The 26,959-nt window shown below is 71.4% G+C and carries 23 protein-coding genes; 10 read left to right on the top strand and 13 right to left on the bottom strand.

Annotation, left to right across the window (positions count from 1 at the left end; genetic code table 11):
* Positions 1-4 precede the first annotated feature (4 nt).
* Entirely contained in the window at positions 5-1,192 is a 1,188-nt protein-coding gene (locus ADK65_RS35745; RefSeq protein ID WP_053675688.1) for a dipeptidase, read from the top strand.
* Here ADK65_RS35745 and ADK65_RS35740 read toward each other — a convergent pair.
* Positions 1,132-2,271, bottom strand: a complete 1,140-nt coding sequence (locus ADK65_RS35740) for an alkene reductase (protein ID WP_053675686.1) — start codon at positions 2,269-2,271, stop codon at positions 1,132-1,134. The genes ADK65_RS35745 and ADK65_RS35740 overlap by 61 nt on opposite strands.
* A gap of 54 nt (positions 2,272-2,325) precedes the next feature.
* On the opposite strand from ADK65_RS35740, the gene ADK65_RS35735 reads away from it, so the two are divergent.
* Both ADK65_RS35735 and ADK65_RS35730 read left to right on the top strand, forming a co-directional pair.
* Positions 2,326-2,685: a MerR family transcriptional regulator gene (locus tag ADK65_RS35735; protein WP_053675684.1), complete on the top strand. Its 360-nt coding sequence runs from the start codon at positions 2,326-2,328 to the stop codon at positions 2,683-2,685.
* Between the two features lie 111 nt (positions 2,686-2,796).
* Entirely contained in the window at positions 2,797-3,933 is a 1,137-nt protein-coding gene (locus ADK65_RS35730; RefSeq protein WP_053675683.1) for a dipeptidase, read from the top strand.
* A 40-nt stretch (positions 3,934-3,973) separates the two neighbouring features.
* On the opposite strand, the gene ADK65_RS35725 is transcribed toward ADK65_RS35730, so the two are convergent.
* Positions 3,974-4,372, bottom strand: a complete 399-nt coding sequence (locus ADK65_RS35725) for a VOC family protein (RefSeq protein WP_053675681.1) — start codon at positions 4,370-4,372, stop codon at positions 3,974-3,976.
* A 14-nt stretch (positions 4,373-4,386) separates the two neighbouring features.
* Positions 4,387-4,755, bottom strand: coding sequence for a VOC family protein (locus ADK65_RS35720; RefSeq protein ID WP_053675679.1), 369 nt, complete (start codon positions 4,753-4,755; stop codon positions 4,387-4,389).
* 114 nt (positions 4,756-4,869) lie between these two features.
* Between ADK65_RS35720 and ADK65_RS35715 the strand changes: the two genes are divergently transcribed.
* Positions 4,870-5,376 (top strand): CGNR zinc finger domain-containing protein, encoded by a 507-nt coding sequence (locus ADK65_RS35715; protein WP_053675677.1) that lies wholly within the window; start codon positions 4,870-4,872, stop codon positions 5,374-5,376.
* A gap of 189 nt (positions 5,377-5,565) precedes the next feature.
* On the opposite strand, the gene ADK65_RS35710 is transcribed toward ADK65_RS35715, so the two are convergent.
* Positions 5,566-6,909, bottom strand: a complete 1,344-nt coding sequence (locus ADK65_RS35710) for a UDP-glucose dehydrogenase family protein (protein ID WP_053675675.1) — start codon at positions 6,907-6,909, stop codon at positions 5,566-5,568.
* A 189-nt stretch (positions 6,910-7,098) separates the two neighbouring features.
* Here ADK65_RS35710 and ADK65_RS35705 point away from each other — a divergent pair, with 189 nt between their 5' ends.
* Complete coding sequence (locus tag ADK65_RS35705) at positions 7,099-8,256, top strand: acyl-CoA dehydrogenase family protein (RefSeq protein ID WP_053675673.1); 1,158 nt, start codon at positions 7,099-7,101, stop codon at positions 8,254-8,256.
* Positions 8,257-8,295: 39 nt separating this feature from the next.
* Here the strand turns inward: ADK65_RS35705 and ADK65_RS35700 are convergent, their stop codons facing one another.
* Positions 8,296-9,552, bottom strand: coding sequence for a phospholipase D-like domain-containing protein (locus ADK65_RS35700; protein ID WP_234353052.1), 1,257 nt, complete (start codon positions 9,550-9,552; stop codon positions 8,296-8,298).
* A gap of 225 nt (positions 9,553-9,777) precedes the next feature.
* Between ADK65_RS35700 and ADK65_RS35695 the strand changes: the two genes are divergently transcribed.
* Positions 9,778-10,143, top strand: coding sequence for a four-helix bundle copper-binding protein (locus tag ADK65_RS35695; RefSeq protein ID WP_053675671.1), 366 nt, complete (start codon positions 9,778-9,780; stop codon positions 10,141-10,143).
* Positions 10,144-10,203: 60 nt separating this feature from the next.
* On the opposite strand, the gene ADK65_RS35690 is transcribed toward ADK65_RS35695, so the two are convergent.
* Complete coding sequence (locus ADK65_RS35690) at positions 10,204-11,505, bottom strand: LCP family protein (RefSeq protein WP_199825760.1); 1,302 nt, start codon at positions 11,503-11,505, stop codon at positions 10,204-10,206.
* 118 nt (positions 11,506-11,623) lie between these two features.
* On the opposite strand from ADK65_RS35690, the gene ADK65_RS35685 reads away from it, so the two are divergent.
* Entirely contained in the window at positions 11,624-12,181 is a 558-nt protein-coding gene (locus tag ADK65_RS35685) for an acyl-CoA thioesterase (protein WP_053675667.1), read from the top strand.
* A gap of 54 nt (positions 12,182-12,235) precedes the next feature.
* On the opposite strand, the gene ADK65_RS35680 is transcribed toward ADK65_RS35685, so the two are convergent.
* Positions 12,236-13,717, bottom strand: coding sequence for an LCP family protein (locus ADK65_RS35680; protein WP_053675665.1), 1,482 nt, complete (start codon positions 13,715-13,717; stop codon positions 12,236-12,238).
* A gap of 126 nt (positions 13,718-13,843) precedes the next feature.
* Between ADK65_RS35680 and ADK65_RS35675 the strand changes: the two genes are divergently transcribed.
* The gene (locus tag ADK65_RS35675) at positions 13,844-14,881 is read left to right on the top strand and encodes a glycosyltransferase family 2 protein (protein ID WP_053675663.1); all 1,038 of its coding nucleotides are present in this window, start codon (positions 13,844-13,846) and stop codon (positions 14,879-14,881) included.
* A gap of 75 nt (positions 14,882-14,956) precedes the next feature.
* Here ADK65_RS35675 and ADK65_RS35670 read toward each other — a convergent pair whose 3' ends face one another.
* From ADK65_RS35670 to ADK65_RS35650, 5 genes are all read right to left on the bottom strand, one after another.
* A complete protein-coding gene (locus tag ADK65_RS35670) occupies positions 14,957-16,621 on the bottom strand; it encodes an LCP family protein (RefSeq protein WP_078956312.1) in 1,665 nt (554 codons plus the stop codon).
* A gap of 227 nt (positions 16,622-16,848) precedes the next feature.
* On the bottom strand, positions 16,849-18,603 hold the full coding sequence (locus ADK65_RS35665; protein WP_053675661.1) for an LCP family protein: 1,755 nt from the start codon (positions 18,601-18,603) through the stop codon (positions 16,849-16,851).
* A gap of 232 nt (positions 18,604-18,835) precedes the next feature.
* Positions 18,836-20,614: an LCP family protein gene (locus tag ADK65_RS35660; RefSeq protein ID WP_053675659.1), complete on the bottom strand. Its 1,779-nt coding sequence runs from the start codon at positions 20,612-20,614 to the stop codon at positions 18,836-18,838.
* A 241-nt stretch (positions 20,615-20,855) separates the two neighbouring features.
* A complete protein-coding gene (locus ADK65_RS35655) occupies positions 20,856-22,082 on the bottom strand; it encodes an LCP family protein (RefSeq protein WP_053675657.1) in 1,227 nt (408 codons plus the stop codon).
* 103 nt (positions 22,083-22,185) lie between these two features.
* Entirely contained in the window at positions 22,186-22,956 is a 771-nt protein-coding gene (locus ADK65_RS35650; RefSeq protein ID WP_053675656.1) for a TIGR03089 family protein, read from the bottom strand.
* Positions 22,957-23,106: 150 nt separating this feature from the next.
* Here ADK65_RS35650 and ADK65_RS35645 point away from each other — a divergent pair, with 150 nt between their 5' ends.
* Both ADK65_RS35645 and ADK65_RS35640 read left to right on the top strand, forming a co-directional pair.
* Entirely contained in the window at positions 23,107-24,567 is a 1,461-nt protein-coding gene (locus ADK65_RS35645) for a peptidoglycan recognition protein (RefSeq protein WP_053675968.1), read from the top strand.
* 133 nt (positions 24,568-24,700) lie between these two features.
* A complete protein-coding gene (locus ADK65_RS35640; protein WP_053675654.1) occupies positions 24,701-25,783 on the top strand; it encodes a sugar phosphate nucleotidyltransferase in 1,083 nt (360 codons plus the stop codon).
* A 164-nt stretch (positions 25,784-25,947) separates the two neighbouring features.
* On the opposite strand, the gene ADK65_RS35635 is transcribed toward ADK65_RS35640, so the two are convergent.
* The gene (locus ADK65_RS35635) at positions 25,948-26,949 is read right to left on the bottom strand and encodes a DNA-3-methyladenine glycosylase family protein (protein ID WP_053675652.1); all 1,002 of its coding nucleotides are present in this window, start codon (positions 26,947-26,949) and stop codon (positions 25,948-25,950) included.
* Positions 26,950-26,959 lie beyond the last annotated feature (10 nt).

Below are 26,959 nucleotides of genomic sequence, written 5' to 3'. Positions count from 1 at the left end.
GGCGGTGACCTCCCAGGAGGCGGCCCGGGAACTCCTGCGCGAGTTCCCGGTCGTCGACGGCCACAACGACCTGCCCTGGGCGCTGCGCGCACAGGTGCGCTACGACCTCGACGCCCGGGACATCGCCGCCGACCAGAGCGCCCATCTGCACACCGACATCCCCCGGCTGCGCGCCGGCGGGGTCGGCGCGCAGTACTGGTCGGTGTACGTCCGCACCGACTCGCCCGACCCGGTCGCCGCCACCCTCGAACAGATCGACTGCGTACGGCAGTTGCTGACCCGCCACCCCGAGGACCTGCGTCCCGCGCTCACCGCGGCCGACATGGAGGCGGCGCGCGGGGAGGGCCGGATCGCCTCCCTCATGGGGGCGGAGGGCGGCCACTCCATCGCGGGCTCCCTGGGCACCCTGCGCGGCCTGTACGGCCTCGGCGTGCGGTACATGACCCTCACCCACAACGACAACGTCGACTGGGCGGACTCCGCGACCGACGAGCCGAAGGCCGGCGGCCTGACCGCGTTCGGCCGTGAGGTCGTCCGGGAGATGAACCGGCTCGGCATGCTCGTCGACCTCTCCCACGTGGCGGCGACGACCATGCGGGACGCGCTCGACGCGAGCTCCGCCCCGGTGATCTTCTCCCACTCCTCCGCCCGGGCCGTCTGCGACCACCCGCGCAACGTCCCCGACGACGTCCTGGAGCGGCTGCCCGCCAACGGCGGCATCGCGATGGTGACGTTCGTGCCGAAGTTCGTGCTCCAGGCGGCCGTGGACTGGACCGCCGCGGCCGACGAGAACATGCGCGCCCACGGCTTCCACCACCTCGACACCACGGCGGAGGCCATGAAGGTCCACCGCGCCTTCGAGGAGCGGTACCCGCGCCCGGTCGCGACGGTGTCGACCGTCGCCGACCACCTGGACCACATGCGCGAGGCGGCCGGCATCGACCACCTCGGCATCGGCGGCGACTACGACGGCACGGCCTTCACCCCCGAGGGCCTCACCGACGTCTCCGGCTACCCGAACCTCCTCGCGGAACTGCTCGACCGCGGTTGGTCCAAGGCCGATCTGGCCAAACTGACCTGGAAGAACGCGGTCCGGGTGCTGGACGCGGCGGAGGAGGTCGCCCGGGGTCTTCAGGCGACGCGGTCGCCGTCCAACGCCACGATCGAGTCGCTGGACGCGCCCGCCGGCTGAGCGTCGAGGGCGGGGTAGTCGGTGTAGCCGGTCGCCCCGCCCACGTACATGAAGGTGCCCTCGCGCATCGCGTTCAGCGGTGCGCCGAGCCGCAGCCGCGTCACCAGGTCGGGGTTGGCGAGGAAGGGCCGGCCCAGCGCGATCAGGTCGGCTCCGGCGGCCAGCAGCGCCCCGGAGGCCCGGTGCACCTCACGCGTGGAGACCTCCTTCAGCACCGGATTGCCGACCAGCACGCCCGGCCAGGCGGCGCGTACGTTGCGGAACACCCTCGTGTCCGGGTCGGCGTGCACCAGGTGCAGATAGGCGAGCCCCAGCCCGCCGAGCCGCTCGGCGAGCGCCGGGTAGAGGTCCTCCGTCTCGCCCTCCGCGATGCCGTTGACGGTGTTGCCGGGGGAGACCCGCAGCCCAGTGCGCCCGGCTCCGATCTCGGCGGCCACGGCTTCGGTCACCTCGGCGGTGAACCGTATCCGGGCGGCGACGGAGCCGCCGTAGCCGTCGGTGCGGAGGTTCGTGTTGCGGGCGAGGAACTGGTGCAGCAGATGGCCGTTGGCGGAGTGCACCTCCACGCCCTCGAACCCGGCGTCGATCGCGTTGCGGGCGGCCCTCGCGAAGTCCGCGACGGTGGTGCGGATGTCATCGGAGGTCATCTCGCGCGGGACGACCGACGGCAGGCGTCCCCGCGGCGTGTGGATCGTCTCCGGCAGCGGGACGGGTGAGGGTGCGACCGGCGTGAGCCCGCTGGTCGCGGGATGGCCGACCCGGCCGCCGTGCTGGAGCTGCAGGAACATCCGCCCGCCCGCCTCCCGCACGGCATCGGTGACCTGGCGCCAGCCGGCCACATGCGCGGGGCTGTGGACGGCGGTGATGTTCGGGTACGTCTGCCCGGTGGCGTTCGGTGTCGAGGCCTCGGCGATGATCAGCCCGGCCGAGGCGCGCTGGGCGTAGTACGTGGCCATGAGCGGGGTCGGAGTGCCGTCGGCCCCTGCCCGGTTCCTGGTCAGCGGAGCCATCACCAGACGGCTGGGCAGGTCCAGACCGGGCAGACGGGCCGGTTCGAAGAGTGCGGTCGAGTACGTCATGCCGGTACGCTAAAACCTGACACTGATGTCAGATTCAAGTCCCGGGGGTGGCGTGTGCGGATCGGTGAACTGGCCCGGCGCACCGGCGTGAGCGAGCGGTCGCTGCGCTACTACGAGAAGCGGGGGATGCTGTTCGCCGAGCGCACCCCGGGCGGCCACCGGGAGTATCCGGAGGCGGCCGTGGACCGCGTCATCCGCATCCAGGAACTGTTCGCGGCGGGGCTTGGCAGCGAGAAGATCGTCCGGTTGCTCCCCTGCATGCGGGACACCGACGGCGGCCCCTCCGTCGTCGCGACCCCGAAACTGGTCGCCGACCTCACTGCCGAGCGGGCCCGTATCGAGCGGATGATCGCCGATCTGGTCCGCTCGCGGGACACCCTGGACGAGGTCATCGAGGCCGCCCGGCTGCCCTGAGGGCACTCGCGCGCGGCGCCGGTTCCGTACTCCGAACGCCCCGCCCACCAGGAACCACGTCCCGCTCCGTGCGACGGTGACCGTATCTCACGAACGACGTACGGAGCCGCCATGGCAGATCTTCAGGACGACCTGCGCACCGCCGCCCCGGCCGCCGACGAGTTCGACGAGCTGGCCGAGCCGTACCCCGACGAGGGCCTTGTCCCGGCGGAGCCCTACGAGCCCGTCTCCGATCCGGACGACGCACCCATGACCCGGGCCCGCGCCATCCTCGCCGCCCACCCCGTCGCCGACGGCTACAACGGGCTGCCCTGGGCCCTCAAGCGCCTGTCCTGGTACGACCTGCGGGACGGCGAGAGCACCGTCGACACGGACGTGCCCCGGCTGCGCAGCGGCCATGTGGGCGCCCTGTTCTGGTCGTTGCATCTGCCCGAGGGCATCGACGGCGACCGGGCCGTCGGCGCCACCCTGGAACAGCTGGACCTGGCGAAGACCATCGTGCGCACGTGCGAGGAGGGTCTGCGGCCGGCCTGCACGGCCGGGCAGGTCGCCGACGCCCGTAACTGCGGCCGCGTCGCCGTGCTGCTCGGCCCCGCCGGTGCCCCGGCCCTGGGCGACTCGCTCGGCATCCTGCGTCAGCTGCACCTGCTCGGGTTGCGGGTCCTCACCCTGACCGGGGTGTCCTGGGCGAGTGACGCGGGGCTGACCCGGTTCGGTGAGGAGGTCGTGCGCGAGATGAACCGTCTCGGCGTGATCGCGGACCTCTCGGGTGCCTCCGCGCAGACCCTGCGCCGGGCCCTGAGCCTCTCCCGGGCTCCCGTCCTGTGCAGCCGCTCCGCGGCCCGCAGCCTGCGCCCCCACCCCGCCAACCTCCCCGACGACCTGCTGGCGGAGCTGGGCGCGGCCAAGGGGCTCTGCCTGGTGCCGCTGACCGCCGAGCAGGCGGGCCCCACCGTCCGCGACGTCGCCGACCACCTCGACCACATCCGGGACGTGGCCGGAACACACTGCGTCGGCCTGTCCGGCACCTACGACTCCGGGGCGGCCCACCCGCGGGAGCTCGGCGACACCTCCTGCTATCCGCGGCTGATCGCCGAGCTGCTCCGACGCGGCTGGGAGGAGGCCGATGTGGCCCTGCTGACCTGGGGCAACGTCCAACGCGTCCTGCGGGGGGCCGACTTCACGGCCCGAGCCGCCCAGCAGCGCCGGGAGCCGTCGACGGCGACGATCTCGGAGCTGGACGGCTGACGGAGCCACAGGCAGGAGCCCGCAACCGTCTCCTGCCCGGCTAGCCGTGCTCGATCCGGCACAGGCAGAACGGGTGCCCCGCCGGGTCGGCGTAGACGCGGAAGTCCTTCTTCTCGTAGTCCTCCTTGTCCAGCACTCGCGCACCCAGCGCCAGCACCCGCTCCTCGGCCGCGTCGATCTCCTCCCAGGTCGCCCCGGCGTCGAAGTCCAGGTGCAACTGCTGGGCGTTGCGGTCGGCCCGCGGCCACTCCGGCGGGGTGTGGTCCGGGGAGCGCTGGAAGGCGATCCGGGGCCCGCCGGGGACCCGCAGCACCACCCAGCCGGGGTCGTCGTCCTCCCGCTCCGGCGTACCGCCGACGACCTGCGCGTAGAAGCGGGCCAGCGCGTGAGGGTCGGGGCAGTCGACGACCACGGAACGGAAACGGGCCACGGCGGACATGGAGCCTCCAGGGGTCAGCAGGCGCAGAGGCAGAACGGGTGCCCGGCCGGATCGGCGTAAACCCGGAACGACCGCTCCCGGTCCTCGGCGTCCAGCGCCTTCGCGCCGAGGGCCAGCACACCCTTCTCGGCCGCGTCCAGGTCGTCCACCACCAGGTCGAGGTGGAACTGCTGCGAGCCGTCGGACGGCCACTGCGGCGGTACGTGCCCGGGAGCCGACTGGAACGCCAGGGGGGTGCCGCCCGGCACCTCCAGGTCGATCCACACGTCGTCCCCGTCGGTCTCCACCGTCGGCGTGCCCCCGAGCACCTCGGCGTAGAAACCGGCGAGTGCGTGCGGGTCCGGACAGTCCAGGACGACGACACCCAGCTTGGCGAGAGCCATGACTTCCTCCTCGAAGTCGGTTACCCGAAGAAGCGGGTAACCAGTAACCGTTACTGAATGCTCCCCCATGGGCGGTAACCTCGCAAGGGGATTCGCGAGAGGTACGGTCCAGCCATGACGGAGAGATCGCCCGCGCCCGGCGGCCTGGCCCTGGTCGAGGCCCTGGTGAACACGCTGGACATCGAGTCCGGCGCCGACGCGCTGGGCACGCCCGAGGGCCGGGAGCGCCTCGGCATCACCGCGGACGGGACCGACCGGGCCCGCATCCTGCGCGAGTCCCTGCGCGCGACCCTGCTCGCCCACGCCGGCCACCCGCCGCACCGCGATGTCACCCCGCTCGGCGAGCTCCTGGCCGAAGCCCCGCTCCTCGTCACCGTCGACGCGGCGGACGGCTCGGCCGCCCTGGCCCCCGCCGACGACCGCTCCCTGCACGCACGCGTGGCCGCCGCGGTCGCCGAGGCCCTCGTCGCCGGCACCTGGACCCGCCTCAAGGCCTGCGAGGCCGCCGACTGCCACTGGGCCTACTACGACCGCAGCCCGGCCGGCCGCGGCCGCTGGTGTTCCATGCAGGTCTGCGGGGCCCGCGCGAAGATGCGCCGCTACCGGGCCAAGGGGGCGTAGACCGCCTCCGGCGGATCTCCGCGGCGCCGCGCCGCCCGGCACCCACCGGGCGGCAGCCCCGGCACACTTCGCCCGGAAGCCCTCCGGTCGCCCCGCCGTACGTCCGGGTGGTGCAGAATGCACGAAGACGCCGGTTCGGCCGACTGAGCCTCGGCCGAACCGGCGTCGCCTGTCTCACGCCTCCGGCGTTCAGGCCTTGGGACGCCCCATCGCCCGGTACGTCCACCCGGCCTTGCGCCACAGCTCCGGGTCCAGGGCGTTGCGGCCGTCCAGGATGACCCGCGCCGCGGCGACCTCGCCGAGGGCCTCGGCGTCCAGCTCCCGGAACTCCCGCCACTCCGTCAGATGCAGCACGATGTCGGCCCCGCGCACGGCGTCCAGGGCCGAGTCGGCGTAGCCGAGGGTCGGGAACACACTGCGGGCGTTGTCCATGCCCTTGGGGTCGTAGACCGTGACCTGGCCGCCCTGGAGGTGGATCTGCCCGGCGACGTTCAGCGCGGGGGAGTCCCGCACGTCGTCCGAGTCGGGCTTGAAGGTCGCACCCAGCACCGCCACCCGCTTGCCCAGGAACGGCCCACCGCCCAGCGCCTGCCGGGTCAGCTCCACCATCTGCCCCCGCTGGCGCATGTTGATCGAGTCGATCTCCCGCAGGAACGTCAGCGCCTGGTCCGCGCCCAGCTCACCGGCGCGCGCCATGAACGCCCGGATGTCCTTCGGCAGACAACCGCCGCCGAAACCGATCCCGGCCCGCAGGAACTTCCTTCCGATGCGGTCGTCGTACCCGATGGCCTCCGCCAGCTTGGCGACGTCACCGCCCGCGGCCTCGCACACCTCCGCCATCGCGTTGATGAACGAGATCTTCGTGGCGAGGAAGGAGTTCGCGGAGGTCTTCACCAGCTCCGAGGTCGGGAAGTCCGTCACCACGAACGGCGAGCCCTCCGCGATCGGCGTCGCGTACACCTCCCGCAGCAGCTTCTCGGCCCGCTCGCTGCGCACACCCACCACGAGACGGTCGGGGTGCAGTGTGTCGTCGACGGCGAAGCCCTCGCGCAGGAACTCCGGGTTCCATGCCAGCTCGGCGTCCTGACCGGCGGGCGCGTGCGCGGCCAGGTAGGCCGCGAGGCGGTCAGCGGAGCCGACCGGCACGGTCGACTTGCCGACGACCAGCGCCGGACCGTGCAGGTGCGGGGCGAGCGAGGAGATCGCGGAGTCGACGTAGCTCATGTCGCAGGCGTACTCGCCGTGCCGCTGCGGGGTGTTCACGCAGACGAAGTGCACGTCGCCGAACGCGCCCAGCTCGGCCCAGTCCTGGGTGAAGCGCAGCCGTCCGCTGGAGCCCTCGATACCGGCCACGTGCTTGCGCAGCAGGTCCTCCAGGCCCGGCTCGTACATCGGGGCCTCGGCGCGCTCCAGCTTCTCGATCTTCTCGCGCACCACGTCGAGTGCGAGCACCTCGAAGCCCAGTTCGGCCATGGCCGCCGCGTGTGTCGCGCCGAGATAACCGGTGCCGATCACGGTGATCTTCAGGGCCATGGGGTGCTCCAGGGGTCTACGGCATGCGGTGCGCGCCCGAGCATAGCCGGGGCATGGCCGCACGCTTCACCGGGCAACTTCTCCGCTGTCGCCTAGCTCACGTATCACTCGGGTGGGCGACCCCATAAACTTTTGATTACTTAACGGTAGTTAGCGTCACCATCGCAGCGTTTTGGAGCGTGAGAGACCTTGGCCGGATCGGCTGACTTCGACCTGTACCGCCCGTCCGAGGAGCACGACATGCTCCGTGACGCCGTCCGCTCGCTGGCCGAGGCGAAGATCGCGCCGCACGCCGCCGCGGTGGACGAGGAGGCCCGCTTCCCCCGCGAGGCCCTCCAGGCCCTGGTCGCGAACGACCTGCACGCCGTGCACGTACCGGAGGAGTACGGCGGCGCCGGCGCGGACGCGCTGGCCACCGTCATAGTGATCGAGGAGGTCGCACGCGTGTGCGCCTCCTCCTCCCTCATCCCGGCCGTGAACAAGCTGGGCTCCCTGCCGGTGATCCTCTCCGGCTCCGAGGACCTGAAGAAGAAGTACATGACCCCGCTCGCCAAGGGCGAGGGCATGTTCTCCTACTGCCTCTCCGAGCCGGACGCCGGCTCCGACGCCGCCGGCATGAAGACCAAGGCCGTCCGCGACGGCGACCACTTCATCCTCAACGGCGTGAAGCGCTGGATCACCAACGCCGGCGAGTCCGAGTACTACACGGTGATGGCCGTCACCGACCCCACCAAGCGCTCCAAGGGCATCTCGGCCTTCGTCGTCGAGAAGTCGGACGAGGGCGTCTCCTTCGGCGCCCCCGAGAAGAAGCTCGGCATCAAGGGCTCCCCGACCCGCGAGGTCTACCTCGACAACGTCCGCATCCCCGCCGACCGCATGATCGGCGAGGAGGGCACCGGCTTCGCCACGGCGATGAAGACCCTCGACCACACCCGCATCACCATCGCCGCCCAGGCCCTCGGCATCGCCCAGGGCGCCCTCGACTACGCCAAGGGCTACGTCCAGGAGCGCAAGCAGTTCGGCAAGCCGATCGCCGACTTCCAGGGCATCCAGTTCATGCTCGCCGACATGGCCATGAAGATCTCGGCCGCCCGCGCCCTGACCTACCAGGCCGCAGCGGCCTCCCAGCGCGTCGACGCCGACCTCACCTACCTGGGCGCCGCCGCCAAGTGCTTCGCCTCGGACGTGGCGATGGAGGCCACCACGGACGCCGTCCAGCTCCTCGGCGGCTATGGCTACACGCGCGACTACCCGGTGGAGCGCATGATGCGCGACGCCAAGATCACGCAGATCTACGAGGGCACGAACCAGGTCCAGCGCATCGTCATGGCGCGCAACCTGCCGTAGCCGGGCTCCGGGGGCCGGACGTTCCGGCCCCCGGTGTTCTCACAGGAAGCGGCGGATCGGCGTCACCGCTGCCTCGGCGAGGCGCTCGGTGAAGGGCCGCCGCTTCCAGCGGGTCGCGTCGATCGGCTCGCTCCGCTCCGTGTCGGCCTCGAAGTCGGCGTCGAGCCGGGCGGTGAAGTCCTCGTCGAGGACGGCCAGGACGACCTCCTCGTCGTGCTCCATGGAGCGGCGGTTGAAGTTCGTGGAGCCGATGAGGGAGCAGACCCCGTCCACCGTCATGATCTTCGTGTGGAGCATCGTCGGCTGGTACTCCCGCACGTCCGCACCGGCGTCGACGAGCGTCTGGTAGTGCTGCCGCCCGGCCAGCAGGCACGCCCGCTGGTCGGTGTGCGGTCCGGGGAGCAGGATCTCGACCCGGACCCCGCGGCGGGCCGCGGCGGCCAGGAGGTCGATGAAATAGGTGTCGGGGGCGAAGTAGGCCGTGGACAGCCGCAGGCGCTCCTGCGCCGAGGTGATCAGGACCCGCAGGATCGTCTGCATGTCCTGCCAGCCGAAGGAGGCCGAGCCCCGCACCACCTGGACCGTGGCCTGTCCCGGCTGATCCTGGGCGGTGAAGCGGTCGTGCTCGTCGTAGAGGTCGTCGTGGCACTCGGCCCAGTTCTGGGCGAAGGCCGCGGCGATGCCGTCCACGGCCGGCCCACGGACCTGGACGTGGGTGTCGCGCCACTCGTCCGGGTTCCGCGCGTCGCCGCACCACTCCTCCGCGATGCCCACGCCGCCGGTGAAGGCGGTGTGTTCGTCGGTGACCAGCACCTTGCGGTGGCAGCGGTGGTTCTGCCGCATCGGTGACAGGCGCGTCGGTCTGCGGAACCAGGCCACGTGGACGCCCGCCTCGTCCATGGCGTCCAGCAGGTCCCGCTCTATCTCCTTGGCCCCGAAGCCGTCCAGCAGCAGCCGCACCCGCACACCCGCGCGGGCCCGCTCGGCCAGCGCGTCGGCGAACTCGTGGGCGACCTCGCCGCGCCAGTACACGAACGTCATCATGTCGACGGTGTGCTCGGCGGCCCGGATGGCGGCCAGCATCGCGGGAAAGATCTCGTCCCCGTTGCGCAACGGCACCAGTTCGTTGCCCTCGGTCGCGGCGATGCCGATCAACCGCTCCAGCCGTCTGCGCAGCCGCTGCTTCTGCTCCTCCGGGCCTCCCGGGCCCGTATCCGACTGGCCTCTTTGCCCTCTCTGCCCGTCCTGACCGCTCGGACTCGAGGTCCGGGGTTCGTCGTACATCTGCTGTGTCATGTGTGGGTCTCCCCCCTGCGCGTTTCGCCGCCCCGCCCTGTCGCGCCGGGCTCCGGCGCGCCTGCATCCCCCCTTTTTGCCGCTGTCGGCGCTTTCACGCAGAGCCCGCTGAGTCGTGCCTCACACACGTGGAAGGGTCCGCCCTGTGGTGCTCATGGGGCCGGAGGCGTAGGACGAGAGGAGCGGGCGTCGATCCGCGGCTCCCGCCACCCCTGGGAGGACGTCATGACCCAGCAACCCGCCACCGCCGCCCCCCTGAGCAAGGAGATGCAGGACTGCGTCCAGACCTGCATGACCTGCCACAGCGTGTGCGAGGAGACCATGAGCTCCTGCCTGCAGACGGGCGGCCCGGCCCAGATGCAGATCATGCGCGCGGTCATGGACTGCGCCGAGATGACGCGCATGTGCGCCGACATGATGATGCGCCGCTCGCCGCTCATGGCCGACATGTGCGCGATGTGCGCCCGGGCCTGTGACATGTGCGCCGAGGCGTGTATGTCCATGCCGGAGGACGCGCAGATGATGCGCTGCGCCGAGGCCTGTCGCCGCTGCGCCGAGTCGTGCCGCTCGATGGCGGGCGCCTCGATGTGAGCACCGCGTCAGCGCGAAGGGGGCACCCGCCCGGGTGCCCCCTTCGCCTCGCCTGCCCGCTCAGTTGCCGGAGACGGTGACCTTCTCGTCGTTCTTCAGCTCGTTCACCAGCGTCTTCACCTTCGCGGTGTCCCACTGGAGGTTGCCGTTGGAGGTGTTGCCGGCGATCGGCATGTTCATCGACTTGCCCTCGCCGCCGCTGACGCCCTTCATCGCCCAGAACATGTCGGCCAGGTCGAACAGGCCCATGTCCTTGTCGACCACGAGGGTGTCGAGACCGGCGCTCATGGTCGGGTACAGCTTGAAGGGGTTCAGGACCGTGCCCGGGGTGGCGACCTGGTTGGCCAGGGCCGAGAGGAACTTCTGCTGGTTCTTCGTACGGTCCAGGTCGGAGCCGGCGAGCGCGTAGCGGGTGCGGACGAAGGCGAGGGCCTGTTCGCCGTTCAGCGTCTGCTTGCCCTTCTTCAGGTCCGCGCCGGACTTGGTGTCCTTGATGTCCTGCGGGATGTCCATCTCCACGCCGCCGACCGCGTCCACGATGTTCGCGAAGCCGGCGAAGCCGATCTCGACATAGTGGTCGATGTGCAGGCCGGTGTTGGCCTCGACCGTGCGGACCAGCAGCTCCGGGCCGTCCTCGGCGTAGGCCGCGTTCAGCTTGGTCTGGCGGCCCGTGGCCGGGTAGAGCTTGCCGGAGTCGGAGCCCTTGAACGACGGGATCGTGACGTTGGAGTCGCGCGGCAGCGACACCAGCGTCGGGGCGCCGCCGCCGGTGTGCAGGATCATCATCGAGTCCGTGCGCTTGCCCTCGGCGGACCCGGTGTGCAGCTTCTTCTTCTCCTCGGCCGACATGCCCTTGCGGCTGTCGGAGCCGACGATCAGGTAGTTCGTGCCCTCGCCCGCCTCCGGACGGTCGATGACCTTCGACAGGTCGACCTCGCGGTTGAGCTTGGAGTCGGCCCAGAAGTACGTGCCGACGCTCGTCACGACCAGGAGCGCCACCAGCGTGATGGACGTCACCTTGATACGGCGGCGCCAGTCCGGCGCGGGACGCGGCTCGTACAGGCCGTCGCCCGGGCCGCCGGGGCCTCTGCCGCCGGGGGAGCCGTAGACCTGGCCGGTGTTGTAGCCGCTGTCGTACCCGTCGCCGGGGCCGTAGCCACCGCCGTCCACGTAGGACGGCTGCTGCGGTACGCCTCCGCCGTACGGCGGGGCGCCGCCGTATCCCGCTTGCCCGGGCGATGCCGCCGGGCCGCGGCGGACCTGCCGCATGACGCGTGCACTCTCGGGCTGGGAGCTCGAGCTGCCGCGTCCGAAGCGGTTGCCGCGGTTGTCGCCGGTGAATCCCTCGGGCCAGTCATTCATGCGCCCAGTGTGCAGGTCCCCGTAGTGCGCCATACAAGAGTCGTCGGAAAATCAGAGCACGGCTGTGGCGAAGCTGACACAAAACCCCCACGCGCGGCCTCCGCTTAAGGTGGAGTCCATGACAGACCAGGCCCCGGCTGCGGATTCCGGCAGTCCGGATATCCCGGGCAAGCCGACTTCCGCGTCCCGCACCACGCTCAGCCACATCATGACCCACAACGACACGAACCTTCTGGGGACCGTGCACGGTGGGGTGATCATGAAGCTGGTCGACGACGCGGCGGGGGCCGTGGCCGGACGGCACTCCGGCGGGCCGGCGGTCACCGCGTCCATGGACGAGATGGCGTTCCTGGAGCCGGTCCGCGTCGGTGACCTGGTCCACGTCAAGGCGCAGGTCAACTGGACCGGCCGGACGTCCATGGAGGTCGGTGTCCGGGTCCTGGCCGAGCGCTGGAACGAGTCCGCCCCGCCCACGCAGGTCGGCTCGGCCTACCTCGTCTTCGCCGCGGTCGACGCCGACGGCAAGCCCCGCCGGGTCCCGCCGGTCCTCCCGGAGACGGAGCGCGACAAGCGCCGCTACCAGGAGGCCCAGATCCGCCGCACCCACCGCCTGGCCCGCCGCCGCGCGATCATGGACCTGCGCGAGAAGCGCGCGGCGGAGGGTTTCGAGGACTGACCCGGGTCGGACGCTCGCCCCGGAGCCCCGTCAGCTCCAGGCGGGACGACAGCCCTAACCGCACCCCACCTCGTCCCCCCGCACCACCCCGAACTCGCCCTGTCCCGGGTCCTCGGCCCGCACCTTGCGGACGCGCTCGAAGTCCTGGCCCGCGATCACCTTCAGGGTCGGGCCCAGGCCCGCGACCGCGCGCAGCTCGCTGCCCGGCAGGGCGGTCGCGAGGGACTTCGCCGAGCGGTCCCAGCGGGGGTCGTAGGCGACGACCGTGCGCTTCACGTCGAGGGTGGCGGCGTTCACCGGCGCGTGGGTCGTGCTGAAGCCCGTCGCCGCCAGGGCCGCGTCCACCCTGCGGCCGAGGCCGGGTGTGCGGGTGCCGTTCTCCACCTGGACGCGGATCTGCTGCGGGGCGACCGGGACGACCCGGGCGGCGCCGCGCGGCCGGTGCACCGACAGCGGCTGGTCCTTGCGCAGGGCGTGGAAGAGGCGCTCCGCCTTCACCGGGTCCCACTTCAGGGTGGAGCCGACGCCCTCCACGACGTACCCCATCTGCTCGACCGGGACGGTGGTGAACTCGGAGGAGGAGGGGGAGAAGTTCCGCATGGCGCGGCCCAGGTCCAGCATCTCCTGGGTGCCGAAGCCCTTGTCGGCCCGTACCGAGCCCAGCACCGCCCGCGTCACGTCCCGGAACTTCATCGGGTTGAGGAGGATCCCGGAGGAGGTGAGCCGTTCCACGAGCGCCGCCATGAAGTGCTGCTGCCGCTTCATGCGGCCCAGGTCGGAGGCCGCGTCGACATGGCGGGCGCGCACGAACTGCAGCGCCTGTCCGCCCCGGAGCGTGTGCCGGCCGGCCGGGAGGTTCAGCCCGGTGTAGCTGTCCTGGAGAGGGGCGGCCGTGCAGATCCGCACGCCCCCGACGACGTCGACCGTCTTCATGAAGCTGGTGAAGTCGACCTCCAGGTAGTGGTCGATCTTCACCTTGGTCATGTTCTCGACGGTGCGCACGGTCAGCTGCGGCCCGCCCTCGGCGTACGCGGCGTTCAGCTTCAGGGGGTGCCCGTCGTGCCGCTTGCCGGACGTACGGTCGACATGCGCCGGCGTCACCGCGTACGAGTCACGCGGCAGGCTCACCACGCTGGCCCGGTCCCGGTTCTCCGAGATGTGCACGATCATGATCGTGTCGGTGCAGTGGCAGGGCGCGCCGCCCAGCCGGTACGTGCGCCGCTCCTCCCGGCCGATCTTCTCCCGGCCGTCGGTGCCGACGAGCAGGAGGTTCATGCCGTGGCCCGCCTGCGGGCGGTTCTTCATGTCCTTGAAGGGGTCGACCCGGGCGATGTCCGCGTCCAGGCTCGTCATCACCGCGTGCCCGATGCCGGCGGAGGCGAGGACCACCACGGACAGCGTCGTGACCGCCCGCAGGACCCAGCGCGGTTTGCGCGCGGGCGGTGCGGGCCTGCGGGGAGCGCGTCGGGGCGACGGGGGCTGCGGGCGGCGCTGGGGGCCGGCGGTGGACCGGGAGGACCGCGGCGGCGTGGGCATGGAACACCTCCGGACGACGGCCGTACGTGGGATCTGTGAAACCGTAGGCCGATACGATCTGCGGCCTGCGGTACCGCCCCGGCGGCGCGCAACGGTGTCCCCCGTTCGCGGTAACGTGACCCCCCTATGAACGCCAATCCCGACGTGCGGCTCCCCGCCGTTTCCGTGATCATGCCCGTCCTCAACGAGGAGCGGCATCTGCGGGGAGCAGTCCAAGCGATCCTCGCGCAGGAGTACGCCGGCGAGATGGAGGTCGTGATCGCCCTCGGTCCGTCCACGGACCGCACGGACGAGATCGCCGCCGAGCTCGTGGCCGAAGACGCGCGTGTCCACACCGTCCCCAACCCCACCGGCCGTACGCCCGCTGCGCTGAACGCGGCGATCGACGCCTCCCGGCATCCGATCGTCGTCCGCGTCGACGGGCACGGCATGCTCTCGCCGAACTACATCGCGACCGCGGTACGGCTCCTGGAGGAGACCGGCGCGCAGAACGTCGGCGGCATCATGCACGCCGAGGGCGAGAACGACTGGGAGCACGCGGTCGCCGCCGCGATGACCTCGAAGATAGGGGTCGGCAACGCCGCCTTCCACACCGGTGGCCAGGCCGGCCCGGCCGAGACCGTCTACCTCGGTGTGTTCCGGCGCGAGGCGCTGGAGCGGCAGGGCGGTTACAACGTGGAGTTCATCCGCGCCCAGGACTGGGAGCTGAACTTCCGCATCCGTGAGGCGGGCGGCCTGATCTGGTTCTCGCCCGAGCTGAAGGTGTCGTACCGGCCGCGGCCGAGCGTGAAGGCGCTCGCCAAGCAGTACAAGGACTACGGCCGCTGGCGGCACGTGGTCGCCCGCTTCCACGAGGGCTCGATCAACCTGCGCTACCTCGCCCCGCCGACCGCCGTGTGCGCGATCGGGGCCGGGATCCTGGTGGGCGCCCTGCTGACCCCGTGGGGCTTCGTGGTGCCCGGCGGCTACCTCGCGGCGATCGTCCTCGGCTCGGTCCCGGCGGGCAAGGGCCTGCCGCTGAGGGCGCGGCTGCAGATCCCCGTGGCGCTGGCCACCATGCACATGTCGTGGGGCTGGGGCTTCCTGACCAGCCCGCGGGCGCTGGCGAGGAAGGTCATCGCCTCCCGGCGCCCCGCGGTGCGCGCCGACGCCGCCGCGAACTGACGCGCCTCCGGACGCGAAGCGGGGCCCGTCGTCCTTCCGGACGGCGGGCCCCGCTCTGTCATGCCGTGGAGATGTTCACCACTGGTAGGGCTTGTACACGTCCATGCATTCCGTCTTGTCCGCGGTCAGCGCGTCCGCGGAGTCGGGCAGGTCGCCCGCCTCGGGCGCCTTCTGCTTCGGGTAGGTCGTGCCCTCCCGCCAGTCGCCGCCGATGGTCAGCGTGGTGGTCAGGTCGTCCGTGGCCCGCACCTGGCTGCTCGGGACGCCGACCGCCTTCGCCACCGACAGCGCGTTGGCCCGGCCCTGCTCGCCGGTGCTCTTCGGGTACGTCACCTGGGTCCGGGCCTGCGGGTCCTGCCCGCTCGCGGCGACGGCGCGGGTGAAGCCCTCCTGCTGCAGCGCCGCCGCGATCGCGGCGGCCCGCTGGGGGACGGCGGCCCGCTCGTCACCGGCTGTGCCGTTGACGACGGAGACCGACAGCCCCGCGGCCGGCGCGGCGGCGGGTCCGGTGGCCTTCGCCGGGGCCGGGGACGGGTCCGCGTCCGCGTTCGCGGCTGTGCGGGCCTTGCCGCTCTTGTCGAACGAGACGTCGTCGCGGAGCATCGCCCACAGCTTGTCGGCGTCCTGCGGCTTGGGCACCAGGTGGTTGCGGTTCAGGGGGTCCTCGATCCACGGCATCGTCGTCATCGTGATGCGGTTCGTCGGGACCGACTTCAGCTGCATGCCGACGTCGTACAGCTCCTTGACCGTACCGATCTCCTCGGACACCTTCAGCGCCTTCGTCCCCGCCTCGGCCAGGCCCATCAGGCGGCCGGTGTCGGTGAAGACGTTCTGCTGCTTCAGCGTCCGGATCATCGCGTTCATGTACATGTGCTGGGCTTTGGCGCGCAGCGGGTCACTGCCCCAGGCGTGGCGGGTGCGCAGCCACTGCAGCGCCTCCTTGCCCTGCACCTTGTGCGTGCCGGCCTTCAGCTTCAGCCCGGAGCCGCCGCCCTGCCCGGGCAGCGGCCGGTCCCACACGTTCTGGTTGACGCAGACCGGGACACCGCCGATGGCGTCCGCCATGTCCACCACTCCGGCGAAGTCGACCATCATCCAGTGGTCGATGTACACACCGGTCAGGTTCTGCCAGGTGGCGAGGGTGCAGCCCGGGCCGCCGCGCTGGAGCGTCTCGTTGATGATCGTGTTCTTCGCCGGGTACTTCTCCCCGGTGTCGGGGTCGACGCACTTGGGGATGTCCACCCGGGTGTCCCGCGGGATGCTCACCACGGACGCGCTCTCGCGGTCCGCCGAGACGTGCAGGAGCATCTGCACGTCCGCCAGGGGCTTGCTGCCGACGTTGTCCCTGCCGCCACCGAGCTTGACGTTCTCCGCCGAGTTCCGGCTGTCGGAGCCGATGAGCAGGATGTTGAGCGGGGTCTGGCCCGCCGCGTTGGGACCGGTCTTCTTGACGTCGGTCTCGCCGGCGTTGCGTTTGCCCTTGTCGATGTTGCCGTTGAGGTGGCGGTAGTAGAGGTATCCGGCGCCGGCCGTCCCGAGTATCAGGACCGACAGCACGAGCGCCGACCAGCGCAGTATCCGGCGTCCGCCGCCGCGCCGCCGGCCGCGCCGATGGTTGCGGCCGCCTCTGCCGCCCTCGCCCCCGCCCGCGTCGGGCGCCGCCGTCCCCGGACGCTCGTCCTGGGCCGGGCCGCCCGAAACGCGCCGTGTGCCGCCTGCGCGCACGTCACTCTGCGCCATACCCCTGCCTCCCCACCCCAATGGCCGACCCACGGGTCTGCCCCGCGTCGTGTTCGGATCACGGGTGACCCGTGTCCGTCCGGACCACGGGTTCCCCCACTGCTCCGCCGGAGCACGGTCGTCCCCGCTTCTGGTTGGACCTCTGACATGCCCGGTCGGATGTACACCCGGCCGATTCGTCCGGGCTTGCTCCGTCCACCTGTGAGACGCAGGAAGGGGCGGTCAGGTCACTTCGCGCACTCGACCTTGTCGGCCGTGGACTTCTGCACCTCGTCCGGCACCTTCGCCGGAGTGGTGAGGGGAACGCCCGCGCCCTCGAAGTCCTTGCCCAGGGTCAGGGTCATCGCGGGCAGCCCCTGCGAGTTGGTCACGCTCTTGCCCGGCTTGAGCGCGGCCCCGGACAGACCCATGATCTCCGCGAGCCGGCGTGCCTGGTCCGCCTCGTCGGGCCCGTACTCCAGCGTGGTCCTGGCCAGGGGCTGTTCGGCGTTGCCCGCGTTCTCGGACTTGGTCACGCCCTCCTGGACCTGCAGCCAGCTGAGGGTCTCCTGGGCGCTGCCCGCGACGGCACCGCCGTTGAGGATCCGCACCCGGACCTCGGAAGCCGGCGCCTTGGTGCCCTTCAGCCGGGCTGCCTCGGCGGCCTTCTCCTTCTTCTTCTCCTGCTTCACCGCGGTCAGCGACACGTCGTCACGGACCATCGCGAACAACTGCTGGGCCTGAGGCTCCTTCAGAACCACCGTGGCCTTGACCTTCTCCGCGGGGTTGTCGACGACGGGCACGGTCGCGAAGGTGAGGTTCTTCGTGTCGAACTTGCCCAGCTCCGCCCCGAGATCGGCCAGTTTCTTGATCGTGCTGATCTGCGAGTCGACCGTCAGCGCCTTGGTGCCCGCCTCGGCCAGCTTGATCATCTTGGAGGGGCTGGTCAGGGTGTCGTTGGACTTCAGGCTGCGCATCATCGAGCTCAGGAACTGCTGTTGCAGTTCGATCCGGCTCAGGTCTCCGCCGAAGCCGACGGAGTGCCGGGTCCGGACGAAGGCCAGTGCTTCCTCGCCCTCGATCAGATGCTCGCCCTTGGGCAGGTCGAGCTTGGAGTCGGGGTCCTTGATGTCCTTGGCCAGACAGACCTTGACCCCGCCCACCGCGCTGGACAGCGTCTTGACCGCGTTGAAGTCGGCCACCATGAAGTGGTCCATCTTCAGCCCGGTGAGCTCGGTGATCGTGCGCATGGTGCAGCTCGGCGTCCGGTTCTCCTGCCCCAGGCTGTTGTTGAAGCGGGTGCCCTGCTTGCCCGGGATGATCTTCTCCGAGCCGTCCTCCTGCGTCGTCGGACAGTCCGGGATGTCGGTGATCAGGTCACGCGGGATGCTCAGCGCGGTGGCGTTCGTCCGGTCCTTGGAGACGTGCAGCACGAGCGTGGTGTCCGCGTGCCCGGCGCTGTTCTTGTCGCCGTAGCCCTCGTTGCCCGTGCCGGTGCGCTTGTCCGTGCCGATGAGCAGGATGTTGATCGCGCGGTCCTTGCTGAACCCGCCGGTGCCGGCGCCGTCGTCCGAGACGGACGTGATGTTGTCGTTGAGGTGCTCGTAGTAGAGGTACGCGGCCGCGCTCGTCCCGACGAGAACGAAGGCCAGGGTGCCGCCGGTCCACACCAGGACCTTCTTGCCCTTCCCCTTCTTCTGCGCGGGACGGCGCCCGCGCCGCCCCGCGGCCGCGTCGGCCGGGGCGCCGGTGCGTCTGCGCGGGGAGGGAGCCTCACCGCCGGGTGCCGCGGCCCCGGAACGCCGGGCGGGTTCGGTCCGGCGGGCGCGTGGCGTACCGCCCGCCCCGGCCGGACCGCGGCCACCGGAACCACGGGGCCCGAGGGCGGACGACTGCGCTGCGGAAGGGGCCAGTCGCAGCTCGTATTCGCCGGTGTTCGGGTTGAGTACCCACTGGTCTGCGGGATCGACGTCGTCCGCCCGCCCACGGCCTTGCGCGTCCACGGTTGCCTGTTCCTCCGTCGGGCCACGCGGCGCCCTCCCCCGGAAGGCGCACGGTGCTGGTCAAGCAGCGCACTCCTCCAGGACGGAGCTCATGGGGGAGAGCACTGGATCGCACACACTATCCGCACACTTCGGCGTCGAGCGACGTGGGTGAGAAATTGCACGTTCTCACAACTGGGCAATTCCGCCCATTTGTTTGAAGGAAATTCGGCGAACGCGAAGGGTATTCGCGTCACTTGGCGCACTCCACCTTGTCGGCGGTGGACTTCTGCACCCCCTCCGGTGCCTTCGTGGGTGCGGTGAGGGAGACCCCCGCCCCTTCGAAGTCCTTGCCGAGGGTCAGCGTCATCGCGGGCAGCCCCTGGTCGTTGGTCACGCTCTTGCCGGGCTTCATCGCGGACCCGGACAGACCCATGAGGTCGGCGAGGCGGCGGGCCTGGTCGGCCTGGTCGGGCGCGTACTCCAAGGTGGTCTTCGCCAGGGAGGCGGGGGCGTTGCCCGCGTTCTCGGACTTGGTCACGCCCTCCTCGTTCTGCAGCCAGCTCAGCGTCTCCTGGGCGCTGCCGGCGACGGCACCGCCGTTGAGGATGCGCACCCGGACGTCGGAGGCCGGGGCCTTGGTGCCCTTCAGGCGGGCGGCGACCGCGGCGGCCTCCTTCTTCTTCTGCTCCTTGACGGCGGTGAAGGAGACGTCGTTCCTGATCATGTCGAAGACCTGCGGGGCCGTCGACTCGTTGAGCACGACGGTGGCCTTGACCTTCTCCGTCGGGTTGTCGATCACCGGGACGGTCGTGAACGTCAGGTTCTTGGTGTTGAGCTTGCCCAGCTCCAGGCCGAGGTCCTTCAGCTTGCCGATGCTGTCCAGCTGCGAGTCGACCGTCAGCGCCTTGGTGCCCGCCTCGGCCAGGTCGAGCATCTTCGACGGGCTGGTGAGGGTGTCGTTGGACTTCAGCTTGCGCATCAGCGCGCTCAGGAACTGCTGCTGCAGCCCGATCCGGCTCAGGTCCCCGCCGAAACCGACGGCGTGCCGGGTGCGCACGAAGGCCAGCGCCTGCTCGCCCTCGATGGTGTGCATGCCCTTGGACAGCTTCAGGTGCGAGTCCGGGTCGTCGAGGTCCTTGCCCACACAGACCTCGACCCCGCCCACCGCGCTGGTCAGGGTCTTGACCGCGTTGAAGTCCGCGACCATGAAGTTGTCCGGCTTGACCCCGGTCAGCTCGGTCACGGTACGCGCCGTGCAGCTGGGCGTACGGCCGTCCTGGCCGAGGCTGGTGTTGAAGCGGACCTGCTGGGTGCCGGGGATGATCTTCTGGGTGCCGTCCGCCTGCGTGGTCGGGCAGTCCGGGACGTCGGTGATCAAATCGCGCGGGATGCTCAGCGCGGTCGCGTTCGACCGGTCCTTGGAGACGTGCAGCAGGATCGTGGTGTCGGCGTGCCCGACACTGCCCGCGTCGCCGTAGTTGGCGTTGCCCTTGCCGGTGCGCTTGTCGGTGCCGATCAGCAGGATGTTGATCGCCTTGTCCTTGCTGAAGCCACCGGTGCTCGCGCCGTCGTCGGAGACGGACGCGATGTTGTCGTTCAGGTGCTCGATGTAGAAGTACCCGGCACCCGCGCCGGCGACCAGCACGAACGCCATCGTGCCGCCGGTCCACAGCAGGACCTTCTTGCTCTTGGAGACCTTCTTCGCCGGGCGTCGTCCGCGCCGTCCCGGCAGCGGCTCCTCGGGCGCCCCGCGGCGCCTGCGCTGCGACGGCGCCGCGCGGCCGGGCGTCTCGGGCCGCGACCGGCCGGGCGCCTGCGCGCGTCCGGCTGTCTCCGTACGTCCACCTGCCTCCCTGCGGCCGCGTGCGGGCGGGGCCGCCTCGGAGGGGCGGGGCCTGCGAGGGGAGGGGACGCCCGGCTGCGGCGCCGAAGCGCCCAGTCGCAGTTCGTACTCGCCGGTGTTCGGGTTGAGCACCCACTGATCTGCGGGGTCGACGTCGTCCGCCCGCCCACGGCCTTGCGCGTCCACGGTTGCCTGATTCCTCCGTCGGGGGACGCGGCGCCTTCCCCCTCCTAGGCGCCCGGGTCTCGGTCACACAGTGCGCGACCTCGGGATCGTCCCTCGGGGCCGGGCGCACCGGATCGCTCACACTAACCGGCCCTTTCGGCGCCGGGCGACGACGGTGACCCATGCCACGTCTCCACATCCGGGCAATTCGCCCATTACCGGGTGGAGAGTCCCTTGCTTTGGAGCGGCCTTGGTGCCCGCTTTACCCGCAGGTGTCCTCGGCTGCCGTGTTCCCCCGATACGTCGGTGGAGGAGAAACGGTGACGGCGGGACGGAGCCGAGGGCCCGGACGCGCGTGTCCGTACGGCCCGTCGTGCGCGCCGGAGAGGCTCAGCGAGGCGGAAACCGGCGGGCCGTTCCCCGCCACGACCAGGGGTCCGTCCGTGCGCAGCCGTTCGAAGAGCCGGTCCGCCGCGGGCTCCACGAGTTGATCGCGATTGGCGTCGTACGCATACGACTCCCGGGGGACGGTCAGGAATTGCACTTCTTCCATGGGGATGTCGCGCAGACCGCGCACAAGATCGTACAAACCACGCAAGCTGGCCAGTGCCGGGTCGGTGGTGAGGGACGACGTGGCGGCGTCCAGCACCGGGTACAGCTTCACCGGGTTCAGCAGGACGTCATTGCTGCGCACCTTGTTGACGAGTGCCCCGAGGAATCGCTGCTGCCGCTCCATCCGCTCGGTGTCGCTGCCGTCGCCGAGGCTCTTGCGGGCGCGGACGTAGCCGAGGGCCTGCTCGCCGTTCAGCGTCACGTGCCCGGCGGGCAGCCGCAGCTTGGCGGCGCGGTCGTCGATCGGCTCCCGCAGGCACACCTCGACACCGTCGACCGCGTCGACCATCTTCGTGAAGCCGTGGAAGTCGACGACGACGTGGTGGTCGATGCGGATGTCGGTCAGCTTCTCCACGGTCCGGATGGTGCAGGCCGAACCGCCCACCTGAAAGGCCTGGTTGAACATGGCGAACCGGGGCGCGCTGCGGGACCCGTCCGGGCGCCGGCAGCCCGGCAGGTCCACCATCAGGTCCCGGGGGAGGGAGACCGCGGTGGCGCTGCCCCGGCCCGCGGACAGGTGCAGCAGGATCGTGGTGTCGGACCGCTCGGTACCGGAGTCCCGCCCGTAACGGGCGTTGTCGGTCCCCTCACGCGAGTCCGAGCCGATCAGCAGGATGTTCCGGGCGTCCTTGACCAGCGAGGTGGGCCGCTCCTTGTCGTACCGCGCGAGCTCGGCGGCGGCCGCCTCGTCGGGCGTGATGTTCCCGCTGAGCTTCGCGTACACGGCCCAGCCGGCCCCGCCGGCCGCCACGAGGAGAGCCGTGACCCCGAACGCCGTGATGCGCACCCACCGCCGTCGGCGCCGCCGCACCAGCCCCCGCCCGCTGGCGGACGCCCCCGCGCCCGGACCGACCCTGTAGCCCACGGCAGCAACCACCCCTCCTGAACCGGGAACGCCCCGCGCGCACTGCTCCTACGACCATGGCGCGGATGGCGGACGGGGGGCGGGTGGGGATGGGCCGAAAGGGGGAGCGGCGGAGCTACCGGCCCGCCGTGCCGCGGGCGATCACCGTGACCCGTTCGCTTTCCACCCGCTTGTCCAGCACGCCATCCCCGGCCTGCTCCGGATGCCGGCACAGCACCACGGATCCCCCGGTGGCCAGCGGCCCGAACAGCCCGGCGTTCAACCCGTCCCACGTGTCGTACGGCAGCCCCGACAGGATCCGCGACCCGGGCCCGGTCAGCCCCAGTTCCGTCGCCTCGGCCCGGGCCCGCTCGACCACCTCGGCCCCGCTGAACTCCCGCCCGGCCACGATCAGCGCGGGCTCCTCGGGATCCACGGGTGCGTACGGCACGAACCGGTCACCCTGCCCCGGCACCTCCACCGCGTAGTCGGTGAAGCCCTCGGGCACCTGCGGGAACCGTCCCCCGAGAGGCCGCAGCGCCATCGCGACCCGCGCACCGGAGCACGCCCGGGCCTCCTCCAGCCGGTCCGGCCCACTCACCACGACGTCGGCCGTCCGGGCCTCCCCGGACACGTCCGCGACGACGCCCACCGACGCGCACGCCAGCAGCCACACCGCCGTCTGCCAGTGCGCGGGCAGCAGCAGCGCCACCCGGTCCCCGGGCTCGACGGACAGCTCGTCCTGGAGGAGGTTCGCGGTCTTGGCCACCCAATTGGCGAAGGTGGCCACGGACAGTTCGACCCGTTCCCCCGTGGCGTCGTCGTAGAAGGTCACCAGGGGGCGTCCCGGATCCGCGGCGAGCGCGGAACCCAGCAGGTCGGCAGGGGTGCGATCGGTGGCGTTCACCCGCGCAAGCGTACGCAACGCACCGGCCCCCGCCCAACGGCCCGCCCGGCGTCGCGCCCCGGATCCGCCACCGGTTCGGCCGAACCGGAACCGATGGACCGTCAACTCACAAATAGACAGACTTGTACGACTATGTCCAAGATCAGGGGCATGCGTGGATTCCTTGCTTCCTCGATCGGTGTCACCTGCGCGGCCGCTCTGGCCCTCCCCCTCACCCCTCCTGCCCTCGCGGCGCCGGCGAGACCGGCGCCGGCCACGGAGGCCGCGAGACCCGCGCTCCCCGCGGGTTCCCCGGCCATGGACCCGGCCGAGCGGCGCGAGGCCGAACCGTACGCCGCCGGCAGCACCCAGTCCCTCCCTCTCGAACCCCTCACCCGCACGCGCGCCACTCCCTCCGCCCCCGCCACCGAGCAGGGCCTGTCCCGCCGCGCCGTACGTCACTTCTCCCTCGTCGGCGTCATCTGGGACGACCCCGACGCCGAACTGCACGGCCGGGTCCGGGTCCGCACCCGAGCCGCCGGCTCCGGCACCTGGTCGAAATGGCAGGACCTGGACATCCACAACGCCGACCACGCCGCCGACCGCGGCACCCCCGAGAGGGCCTCGGGCCGTGTCCGCGGCGCCACCGCACCGCTGTGGGTGGGCGATTCCGACGGCGTGGAACTCCGGGTCAGCTCCGAGTCCGGCAGCACAGCGGCCGCGTTCCGCGCGCGCCCCGCGGACACCCGCAACCTGCGGGCCGCGCCCCCGCTGCCCTCGGGCCTCCGCCTCGAACTCGTCGACCCGGGCAAGGCCGACACCACATCCCTCGGCGTCGGGGGCCCCCGCGCCGCCGACGCCCGCAACGCCGAGTCCTCCGCCCTCGTCGAGGCCTCCTCCGCCAACGCCGGCCTCGCCCCCCTCGGCGCCCGCGAGATCGCGGCACTGAGCCGCGCCAAGACCGAGCGGGAATACCGCGCCCTCGACGCCGCCGGGCTGACGGAGCAGCAGCGGCAGGCCAAGCCCTACATCGGCCCCCGCCCGGCGATCGTCACGCGGCGCGGCTGGGGCGCGAACGAGGGGTTGCGGGAAAGCGGCTTCCGGTACACGAAGAAGGTCAAGGTGGCCTTCGTCCACCACACGGCGAGCGGCAACAAGTACCGCTGCTCGCAGGTCCCGTCACTCATCCGCGGTATCTACCGCTACCACGTCAAGAGCATGGGATGGCGGGACATCGGCTACAACTTCCTCATCGACAAGTGCGGAAAGATCTACGAGGGCCGCGCCGGAGGCGTGGCGAAACCGGTCCTCGGCGCGCACACGCTGGGTTTCAACAGCAACAGCATGGGGATCGCCGTCCTCGGGTCGTACGGCACCAAGAAGCCGTCGAAATCCGCGGTCAAGGCCATCGCCCGGCTGACCGCGTGGAAACTCGGGCTGTACCGGGTGAACCCGAAGGGAAAGACCTACCTGACGTCGGCCGGCAGCAACCTCCACCGGAAAGGCAAGAAGGTTCGACTGAACGTGATCTCGGGGCACCGGGACGGCTTCCAGACCGAGTGCCCGGGACGCAAGCTCTACGGAAAGCTCGGCTCGGCCCGCTCCAAGGCGGCCCGCTACCAGGGCCGCTGAGCACACGTTCACCGTCGTCGGGGGGCAGCGGGCGGCACGCCGCACGGCCAACGAAAGCGCCACGGAACGATCTGCATACACTGACCGGCCGAAAGACAGTTCGGCCGGTCCCGGCAGGAAGCAGAGACGACACGTGACTGAAGCGATCCTCCTGGTCGGCGGCAAGGGCACCCGGCTGCGCCCCCTCACGGTGCACACGCCCAAGCCCATGGTCCCGGCGGCCGGGGTGCCCTTCCTCACGCACCAGCTGGCGAGAGCGAGAGCGGCCGGTGTCGAGCACATCGTCCTGGCCACCTCCTACCTGGCCGAGGTCTTCGAGCCGTACTTCGGTGACGGCTCCGCGCTGGGACTCCACCTCGAGTACGTCACCGAGGAGGAGCCGCTCGGCACGGGCGGCGCCATCCGCAACGTCGCCTCCCGGCTGCACTCCGGCCCCGACGACCCCGTCCTGATCTTCAACGGCGACATCCTGACGGGCCTGGACATCCGGGCCCTGGTCGACACCCACGAGACGACGGGCGCGGACGTCTCCCTGCACCTCACCAAGGTCACCGACCCGCGCGCCTACGGCCTGGTCCCCACCGACGACACGGGCAGGGTCCTGGCGTTCCTGGAGAAGCCGCAGACCCCCGAGGAGATCGTCACCGACCAGATCAACGCGGGGGCGTACGTCTTCCGCCGCTCGGTCATCGACTCGATCCCGCTGGGCAGGCCGGTGTCGGTGGAACGCGAGACCTTCCCCGGCCTGCTCTCGGCCGGCGCGCACCTCCAGGGCATGGTCGACTCGACGTACTGGCTCGACCTGGGCACCCCGGCGGCCTTCGTCCGGGGCTCGGCGGACCTGGTACTGGGCCGGGCCCCCTCGCCCGCCGTCCCCGGCCGCTGCGGCGACCGCCTGGTACTGCCCACGGCCCAGGTCGCCTCCGACGCGAAACTGGCGGGCGGCACGGTGGTGGGCGAGGGCGCCTTCGTCGCCGAGGGCGCGCGGATCTTCGGCAGCACGATCCTGCCGGGCGCGGTCATCGAGCCGGGCGCGGTCATCACCGACTCCCTGATCGGCACCCGGGCCCGCGTCGGCCAACGCTCGGTCCTGACCGGCACGGTCATAGGGGACGGCGCGGTGGTCGGCCCCGACAACGAACTTCTGGAGGGCGCCCGCATATGGTGCGACGCCCGCATCCCGGCAGGAGCGGTCCGCTTCTCGTCGGACCAGTAGAGGGATTCCGCCCCCGCTCCGAGCACCCGTGCCGCCGCTCGCCGCCCCGCTGCGGGCATGCGTGCCGCTGGGGGCGGCACGGGTGGGCGCAGCGGTACCCCGCTACGCCGGGCTGCGGACCCACCCGCCCTGAGCACGGACGCCGAGCACCCGAAACCAATAGCTCACAACTGCCCGATATCCCACCGAGGCATCTTCGGCGCCCGACGCGTCGGCACCCTCCCGCTCAGCAGAATCAACCGCGCCGCCCGATGCCGCTGCCCCGCATACGGCTCCAGCAGCTCCAGCATCGCCGCATCGTCCGCATCCCGGTCCCCGGCCAGCGCCCACCCCACGATCCCGGGCAGATGCAGATCCCCCACCGTCACCTCGTCCGCCGCCCCATGACTGCGCTGCACCGTCTCCGCGGAGGTCCACGGCCCGACCCCCGGCACCAGCTCCAGCCGCGCCCGAGCCGCCCCGGGCTCCATCCCCACGGCCTGCTCCAGCCGCGCGGCGACCCGCACCGCACGCAGGATCGTCGACGCCCGCTTGTTGTCAACCCCGGCCCGGTGCCACTCCCACGACGGGATCAGCGCCCACGTCCGCGGGTCCGGCATCACGTACATCCGTGCGGGAGCCGGCCCCGGCGCCGGCTCCCCGAACTTCCGCACCAGCAGCCGCCACGCCCGGTACGCCTCGTCGGTGGTGACCTTCTGCTCCAGAATCGACGGGATCAGCGACTCCAGCACGAGGCCGCTGCGCGTCAGCCGCAACCCCGGCCGCCGGTGCCGCGCCGACGCCAGCAGCCGGTGCCGTGGCACGAACGCCGACGGATCGTCCGCGGCCCCGAGCAGCTCCGGCAACCCCTCCAGCAGCCACTGCGCCCCAGGCCCCCAGGCCTCCCCGCGCACCCCGCCGCCGAACGCGCACACACGCAGCGTCCCGGGCCCGGCCGGGGTGAGGCTGGTGCGCCACACGGACCCGTCGGGGGTCGCCCGGAACGTCGGGTCGCCGGGCCCGCGCCGCAGCGGCCCGAGCACCAGGCCGAGATCCAGCGGCCCGTCCGGCACCCACTCCCGCACCCGGCCCGGCCCCGTCGCCTGCCGCGGCACACCCGGAGGCACGGCGACATGCCCACCGCGCACCGAAGTACGTGTGGGCCGCTGCGCGAACCGTCCTGCCATGAATGACGTC

The organism is Streptomyces sp. NRRL B-1140, from assembly GCF_001280065.1.
In the GTDB taxonomy this organism is placed as follows: domain Bacteria; phylum Actinomycetota; class Actinomycetes; order Streptomycetales; family Streptomycetaceae; genus Streptomyces.
Note: the sequence above shows the minus strand (reverse complement) of the source record. Positions and strands in the feature narration are given on the sequence as shown.

Bases quoted from the DNA above. Each gene is read 5' to 3' on its own strand.
- ADK65_RS35740 (WP_053675686.1), bottom strand. From the start codon at position 2,271: ATGACGTACTCGACCGCACTCTTCGAACCGGCCCGTCTGCCCGGTCTG.
- ADK65_RS35730 (WP_053675683.1), top strand. From the start codon at position 2,797: ATGGCAGATCTTCAGGACGACCTGCGCACCGCCGCCCCGGCCGCCGAC.
- ADK65_RS35725 (WP_053675681.1), bottom strand. From the start codon at position 4,372: ATGTCCGCCGTGGCCCGTTTCCGTTCCGTGGTCGTCGACTGCCCCGAC.
- ADK65_RS35720 (WP_053675679.1), bottom strand. From the start codon at position 4,755: ATGGCTCTCGCCAAGCTGGGTGTCGTCGTCCTGGACTGTCCGGACCCG.
- ADK65_RS35715 (WP_053675677.1), top strand. From the start codon at position 4,870: ATGACGGAGAGATCGCCCGCGCCCGGCGGCCTGGCCCTGGTCGAGGCC.
- ADK65_RS35710 (WP_053675675.1), bottom strand. From the start codon at position 6,909: ATGGCCCTGAAGATCACCGTGATCGGCACCGGTTATCTCGGCGCGACA.
- ADK65_RS35700 (WP_234353052.1), bottom strand. From the start codon at position 9,552: ATGACACAGCAGATGTACGACGAACCCCGGACCTCGAGTCCGAGCGGT.
- ADK65_RS35695 (WP_053675671.1), top strand. From the start codon at position 9,778: ATGACCCAGCAACCCGCCACCGCCGCCCCCCTGAGCAAGGAGATGCAG.
- ADK65_RS35690 (WP_199825760.1), bottom strand. From the start codon at position 11,505: ATGAATGACTGGCCCGAGGGATTCACCGGCGACAACCGCGGCAACCGC.
- ADK65_RS35685 (WP_053675667.1), top strand. From the start codon at position 11,624: ATGACAGACCAGGCCCCGGCTGCGGATTCCGGCAGTCCGGATATCCCG.
- ADK65_RS35680 (WP_053675665.1), bottom strand. From the start codon at position 13,717: ATGCCCACGCCGCCGCGGTCCTCCCGGTCCACCGCCGGCCCCCAGCGC.
- ADK65_RS35675 (WP_053675663.1), top strand. From the start codon at position 13,844: ATGAACGCCAATCCCGACGTGCGGCTCCCCGCCGTTTCCGTGATCATG.
- ADK65_RS35670 (WP_078956312.1), bottom strand. From the start codon at position 16,621: ATGGCGCAGAGTGACGTGCGCGCAGGCGGCACACGGCGCGTTTCGGGC.
- ADK65_RS35645 (WP_053675968.1), top strand. From the start codon at position 23,107: ATGCGTGGATTCCTTGCTTCCTCGATCGGTGTCACCTGCGCGGCCGCT.
- ADK65_RS35635 (WP_053675652.1), bottom strand. From the start codon at position 26,949: ATGGCAGGACGGTTCGCGCAGCGGCCCACACGTACTTCGGTGCGCGGT.